The 6,608-nt window shown below is 41.5% G+C and carries 6 protein-coding genes; 4 read left to right on the forward strand and 2 right to left on the reverse strand.

Going from position 1 to position 6,608, the window contains the following annotated elements; all coding sequences use genetic code 11:
- Positions 1-70 precede the first annotated feature (70 nt).
- From ICN49_RS04445 to ICN49_RS04455, 3 genes are all read left to right on the forward strand, one after another.
- A complete protein-coding gene (locus ICN49_RS04445; RefSeq protein WP_216166178.1) occupies positions 71-1,036 on the forward strand; it encodes a helix-turn-helix domain-containing protein in 966 nt (321 codons plus the stop codon).
- A 293-nt stretch (positions 1,037-1,329) separates the two neighbouring features.
- The gene (locus ICN49_RS04450; protein WP_216166180.1) at positions 1,330-1,563 is read left to right on the forward strand and encodes a hypothetical protein; all 234 of its coding nucleotides are present in this window, start codon (positions 1,330-1,332) and stop codon (positions 1,561-1,563) included.
- A gap of 84 nt (positions 1,564-1,647) precedes the next feature.
- Positions 1,648-2,952 (forward strand): radical SAM/SPASM domain-containing protein, encoded by a 1,305-nt coding sequence (locus ICN49_RS04455; RefSeq protein ID WP_216166182.1) that lies wholly within the window; start codon positions 1,648-1,650, stop codon positions 2,950-2,952.
- A 96-nt stretch (positions 2,953-3,048) separates the two neighbouring features.
- Here the strand turns inward: ICN49_RS04455 and ICN49_RS04460 are convergent, their stop codons facing one another.
- Both ICN49_RS04460 and exaC read right to left on the reverse strand, forming a co-directional pair.
- Positions 3,049-3,426 carry a DUF779 domain-containing protein gene (locus tag ICN49_RS04460; RefSeq protein ID WP_216166184.1) on the reverse strand — a complete coding sequence of 126 codons (378 nt, stop codon included), beginning with the start codon at positions 3,424-3,426 and terminating at the stop codon, positions 3,049-3,051.
- Positions 3,427-3,502: 76 nt separating this feature from the next.
- Positions 3,503-5,023: an acetaldehyde dehydrogenase ExaC gene (exaC, locus tag ICN49_RS04465; protein WP_071539723.1), complete on the reverse strand. Its 1,521-nt coding sequence runs from the start codon at positions 5,021-5,023 to the stop codon at positions 3,503-3,505.
- A gap of 231 nt (positions 5,024-5,254) precedes the next feature.
- Between exaC and ICN49_RS04470 the strand changes: the two genes are divergently transcribed.
- The gene (locus tag ICN49_RS04470) at positions 5,255-6,415 is read left to right on the forward strand and encodes a sigma-54-dependent Fis family transcriptional regulator (RefSeq protein WP_216166186.1); all 1,161 of its coding nucleotides are present in this window, start codon (positions 5,255-5,257) and stop codon (positions 6,413-6,415) included.
- Positions 6,416-6,608: the final 193 nt, after the last annotated feature.

The following is a 6,608-nucleotide window of genomic DNA, read 5'->3' on the forward strand; positions in this document are numbered from 1 at the left end:
ATGGCTTCAAATAAAGGTATAAATTGTTACTTAACATTAATATTAATTAAGTAACTTTTAAAAGGCTCATATGTCAAACGGAAAAACGCTGGTGCAAATTGCCTTAGAGATATTGAAATGCAATCAAACAGAATTAGCTGTAGAGATGGGTGTCTCCAAAGTCCAGATCAGCAAGTGGAAGAATGGGGAGTCAATGTCGGCAGTTATGGAAAAGAAACTGCGCTATATAACCCAGGCTGGAGACCTTGATCCCGATTTTGTAATCTCTTGCGGATCGGTGGACGATGCTAAAAAATGGGCCAAATTGATCACTTACCAAATGTATAACAATGAGGCCGAACTAGATTATGGGATTGAGGATGAAGCGGTTTGTGCCGAGCTAATGAGAATCTTAGCTCTCATTGGAGTCAACATTCCAAAACCTTTTCCGCAAGAGTTTATTTTGAAGTGGGAATATGAGGACATGTATGACCACTATGGCGAAGAGAATGATGAGATTGATGCGGTGATAGATGCATTTGAAGGGCAGCCCCTCATTGAGTTAATCAGATCAATTTTTGATAATTACGCCTGCATTGATCACTTCATTGGAATGTATATATCCAACCTGGGATTAAATCATCCAAACTTTCAAAATCTGGAAGCCAAGCAAGAGATTTTGCATCGTCAGCTTGAGCTTGCGACAGCGAAGGTCAATGTGAATAAAGAAATCGCGCCTTTATTTGGAAAGTTTAAATTCATCACGATGAGTGATTTCAGCAATTTAATTGGTGAAATTAAGGTGAAGGCTTATGAATTAGGCCTTCCGCTTGAAGCCGAATTGAATGACTTAATAACCGAGAATCCTGAGAACATTAAGGATGACACTAATGACCGGGATATGTGGATATTCAAAAGTCAGCGCAGCCATCCAGATATCTATATGAATGAATTGCTGGAAGGGATGAGGGCGATCCATGCAGTACTACCTTTGATTCTTAAAAAACTGGATATTGACCAAGAAGAGATAAATACCGCAGTTATTGCAGCGCCCTGACTGAATGGGATGACGAGATTGATGCCTGTTCCTTAATGGGATCTTTGGCTGCTCTGAGAGCTAATTCGGACAGTGATAGCTCGCTAGACTGCAATCTCAAATGTCTGAGTCCGGCCAAAAAAGGTCATTTACAAAGAGTTTTATCCATTGGATTTTGGTATATAAAAAAGATCAATATTCAAAACTTATAAATTCTATGCCTTTATTTGACATGGATCAATTAACTAGCGACACGCAAATGAATTAGAGGAATAGGATGAAACAGTAGTAAATAGCTAACATAAGGAGTGAATATGAATTCTTTAACAACTCGTAGAGCAATAAAGTATGGATTGATTGCTGCAGTTGCTGTAGCTGCTTATGGGCTTGAAGTTAAAGTTCAGAAGGCATCAGGTTTTGATTCCTCTATACCCGGTTTAAGCGTTAGTGTTGATGTGTCAAAAGCTACTGCAGCATGTGGTCAGTCCTATAACTGTAGCGGTGGTGGTGGGCAGTGTGGTCAGTCCTATAACTGTGCAGGTCAATAGTCGTAAAGTATTTTTGTAGTGTAATTAACGCCGAGCAAGATTTAATTTCTGTTCGGCGTTTTTATTTTCCAACTCAAAATATATATGAACCTAAAACTGCCGGCTGATTCAGTCATGATAGAAAGAAGTGGGAAATTCTTATTTCTGGTCCCTTCAAAGCCCGATTGGTTGGTTACGAATGCAAATGGTGCTTACGTGCTTTCGTTATGCGACGGAATCCGCTCAGTAGATCAAATTCTTGAGTCCGTAGGTCAGCAAGGATTAAGTGTAAATGAAGCGAATATTTTCATAAGCTTGCAAATCTCTAATGGTTTTTTTAATCCCTCCAATGAGGAGGAAAAATACCAAGCCGTATACAAACCGATACTGCGCTCTGTGCATCTGAATGTTCACCCTGATTGCAATTTGAAATGTAATTACTGCTATGCGGAGGAGCGATCTCCCTCAGGAAGGTCATTATCCTATTTGGAATACGAGTCATTAATTGATGACTTATATGGAATATCAAAAGGGATTCATATAGCCTTAACTGGTGGAGAGCCTTTATTAAATAAATCAACACCTAAAATCTCAGAGTATTGCCGTAGCAAAGGGTTTCATACGCAGTTATTAACGAATGCAACACCTATAAATTCTAAAAATGCTCAATATATTGCCGGAGCTTTTGATCAAATTAGAATTTCCATAGATGGCAGTTTTGCTGAGTTAAATGATTTTCATCGCGGTCAAGATACTTACGACAAGATTACCTCTGCAATTGACTTGCTTGATAAGCATGGCGCTGAAGTCCTCTTGGCAATGACTGTAACTAAGAAAAATATATCGAATATTGGAGAGATGGCGAAAATATATGGTGGTCGTTTAACATTTCAACCGCTATTTAATGCTGGCAATGCTAAGTTGAATGCTGAGCTAGCAATTTCTGGCGACAAGTATTACAAAGCCTTAGCTGACGCTGAGAATGTATCGGCTATGGCAAACATTGGTGATTCACTAATGAAGCTTAAAAACAATGGAACAACTAGGTGTGCCATAGGTGGCGTTGAGATTAGTATTTCTCATAATGGAGATGTTTTCCCATGTCACTTGGTGCACCTGGAAGATTTTAAAGCTGGGAATATTCGTGAACAGTCTATTGTTGATATCTATAACAGTAGCCCAGCATTGCTTTCTGCACGAAATTTAAGCATATACGCTAGGGCAGAATGTGCGGAATGCCCCATTAGGCTTTTATGTGGAGGTTCATGTAGAGCTAGGGCACTGTATTTGGAGGGCGATCTAAATGCGTGTGATGATTTCTGCGACTATGAATTTTCATCATATATAGATGGTATTTTTCAAGCATCTACTAAAATGTATGCCAATCCAGAAACGGTTTCATCCTTTTAGGAATATCTCCTAAGGGTCGGAAAGCGCCTAATTTCTCAAATTGATTCAGATGGCTCAAATCGGCCAGTAAGAGACGTTTACATATTGAATATTGTTTCAGCTCAAATCTTTCAGGACCTGGGATTCAATTAACTGCCATTCTTGATCAGTCAAGAGGCGTGAACGAGTATGAAATGCTTTTCCAGTTGAGCCTTCAAGAGAAAATGTTCCACCATGCCCCTCGATTACATCCAGAATTAGTTGTGTATGTTTCCAATACTCATATTGGAGCTTGCCAATAAAAAATGGCACACCACCAACTTCACCCAATTTGATGTCATATGGACCAATGGTCAAGTCCGTTGGTAAATAGCAATTAGCTGCACTGTTATCGCAGCATCCCCCAGATTGATGAAACATGATTTCACTATGCTCAGCCTGTAGCTGAGCAATCAGGGCTAGCGCCTCATCTGTAGCTATAACGCGTTCAACCATATTTAATCCTTTCCTAACTCCAAGAATAAAAAAGGGCGGATTACTCCGCCCTTTGATTAAATCACTAACTATCCACTTAGAAGAATCCCAGCTTAGTTTCACTGTAACTGACTAATAAGTTTTTGGTTTGCTGATAGTGGTCGAGCATTACTTTATGGGTTTCTCTTCCAATGCCAGACTCTTTATAGCCACCAAAGGCTGCATGGGCAGGGTATGCATGGTAGCAATTAGTCCAGACACGGCCAGCTTTAATGGCGCGGCCCATGCGGTATGCCACGTTGCCATTACGGCTCCATACTCCAGCACCCAAACCATAGAGTGTGTCATTGGCAATTTCTAAAGCTTCAGCTTCATCTTTAAATGTCGTTACCGCTAAGACTGGTCCAAAAATTTCTTCTTGGAAGATGCGCATCTTATTGTGACCTTTAAATAAGGTGGGCTGAACATAGTAGCCGCCTTCAAGGTCTCCGCCCAAGTTCGCTTGTGCGCCACCGATTAACACTTCTGCACCTTCTTGTTTCCCTAAATCTAAATATGACAAGATCTTAGTAAGTTGCTCTTTGGAGGCTTGCGCACCCATCATGCTGTCTGTATCAAGAGGATTGGCATGTTGAATAGCCGCTACACGCTTGAGAACTTTTTCCATAAATTTCTCATAAATGCTTTCTTGGATAAGGGCTCTAGATGGGCAAGTACAAACTTCACCCTGATTAAAGGCAAATAGCACCAAACCTTCAATGGCCTTGTCTAAGAAGCCATCATCCTTATCCATTACATCCGCAAAGAAGATATTCGGAGATTTTCCGCCTAATTCGAGGGTGGCTGGAATTAAGTTGTTCGCAGCAGCTTGAGCGATGACTCGACCAGTAGAGGTGGATCCAGTAAAGGCAATCTTCGCAATACGTTTGCTTGTGGCCAATGGCATCCCGGCTTCACGTCCATAGCCATTGACGATATTGAGTACTCCAGGTGGCAACAGATCGGCAATTAACTCCATTAATACCAAGATGGAAACAGGGGTAGATTCTGCTGGTTTTAGTACTACGCAATTACCAGCCGCGATTGCGGGCGCTAATTTCCAAGCTGCCATCAAAATAGGGAAGTTCCAGGGAATAATTTGACCCACCACTCCCAAAGGCTCGTGATAGTGATAAGCCACAGAGGTCTCATCGATTTGAGAGAGTGCCCCTTCTTGAGCGCGAATACAGCCTGCAAAATAACGGAAATGATCAACTGTGAGGGGAATATCCGCATTGAGAGTTTCGCGAATAGCCTTTCCGTTATCTACAGTTTCAGCATAAGCAAGGAGCTCTAGGTTGGCTTCAATGCGATCAGCAATCTTTAATAAGACATTGGCTCGATCAGCAGCAGCTGTCTTACCCCAAGCATCAGCCGCTTTGTGAGCGGCGTCTAGCGCCAACTCGATATCTTCCGCGCTTGAACGCGCAGCTTTTGTATATACCTTGCCACTTATTGGGGTGATGACGTCAAAGTACTGGCCTTTCACCGGCGGAGTCCACTTGCCGCCAATAAAGTTGTCGTACTGAGATTTGTATTGAATTTTTGCGCCTGCAGCGCCGGGGGCTTCGTAGATCAAGATTTTCTCCTATGAATGTGCTTATGAAATGCTATTTATTCCAATTAAGAAATAGCAATAGAGCGCAATTTCATCGAAGCAGAAAAATTACGCAATCAGATGCAGTGCAGCAATTTTTCAAATATTCAAAAAGAGCTATAAACAAGGGTATTTCCTGAGTGGCGAAATAAACAAGTGTTCATTTATGTGACACCCTAGCGAGTACTGACCTAACTCATTAGTGGACTCAAAATGAAAGTTTCCAATCTCCGGGATATCAGAAGAAGCTGGCTTCTTCGCGGAGACGTGCCTGCCGGAAATCTCGAGTCACAATTAGGCTTAACGGTTTACCGTTCTTGGCAAAGGTGCTTGCACTCGGGGCTGGAGGCATTTCAAAAGCAGTTACCTGACAATATTTTAAGTGGCTCTATATTGCAATCTCGCATTGATCAACGACGTGATCTCATTGCTTTAGCGAAACCCACCATGAATTATTTGCATGGATTAATGTCTGGCAGTGGCGGGGTTATTATTTTGTCTGACCACCAAGGAGTTATTGTCCATTCTGTGGGAGATGCTCAATTTGTTTCTAAAGCTGATCGAGTATTACTTAAGACGGGCGCTTCATGGCAAGAAAAGCATCGCGGGACCAATGCAATTGGCACTGCTTTAGTTGAACGAACTGCAGTTTCAATTAATGGACCTGAACATTTTTTAGAAAACAATGGGTTTTTAAGCTGTACAGCTGCACCAATCTTTGCGCCAGATGGAAGCATTAGTGGTGTTTTAGATATCTCAACGGACAAAAACGCTTATCACCCCCACACCATTGGACTCGTCAAAGCAACTGTTCACTCCCTAGAAAAACAATTGTTTTGCTCTATTGAGTCCCAATACACTCTTGTCCTAAAAGTGCATAGTAGTCCTGAGGGACTTGGGTCAATGGGAGAGGGTCTCATGGGACTCGATGAAAATGGCACTGTACTTGGAGTAGATCGTGCCGCGCTTTCGCTAATGGAAATCAATGTTTTGGATATTGGAGCTGTAAAGATTCAACAACTTTTAGATATTTCATTGGATCGAATATTGGATTACGCCAAAAAAGACCAAAGTAAGATATATGAATTAAGAACCCATTTTTCTAAATCTTTATTTTTTAAATTTGCTTTGAACTCATCATATGCCCGCTCTCACCAAACGAAGAACTTCGATATTGCCGTCGACTTATCTGAGGAACAAGCTAATGTGAGCCACATTGAAGAATTTGAATCGGGAGCGTTAAAACAGCTTTCTAGAATTGCTATTCAGAAAACCCTAGAGAAGACAAATGGCAACATCTCTCTTGCAGCCAAGCTTTTAAGTATTAGTAGGAATACCTTATATCGCTATCTTAAAAGCGAGCCCAAAAGATAGGCGATACCTAGAAAATGTCTTTTAATGGGAGCATAAGTAAATACGTCTCCAAGTAAGAGCAGGGCAATGCGGCTCTTAGCTCAGTTGGTAGAGCAGAAGACTCTTAATCTTTTGGTTGCGTGTTCGAGTCACGCAGGGCCCACCAAGAAACACTAAAACCATCTTCGGATGGTTTTTCTTTGGGCGTTTGCTT

The sequence above is a fragment of the Polynucleobacter finlandensis genome (assembly GCF_018881755.1).
In the GTDB taxonomy this organism is placed as follows: Bacteria; Pseudomonadota; Gammaproteobacteria; order Burkholderiales; family Burkholderiaceae; genus Polynucleobacter; species Polynucleobacter finlandensis.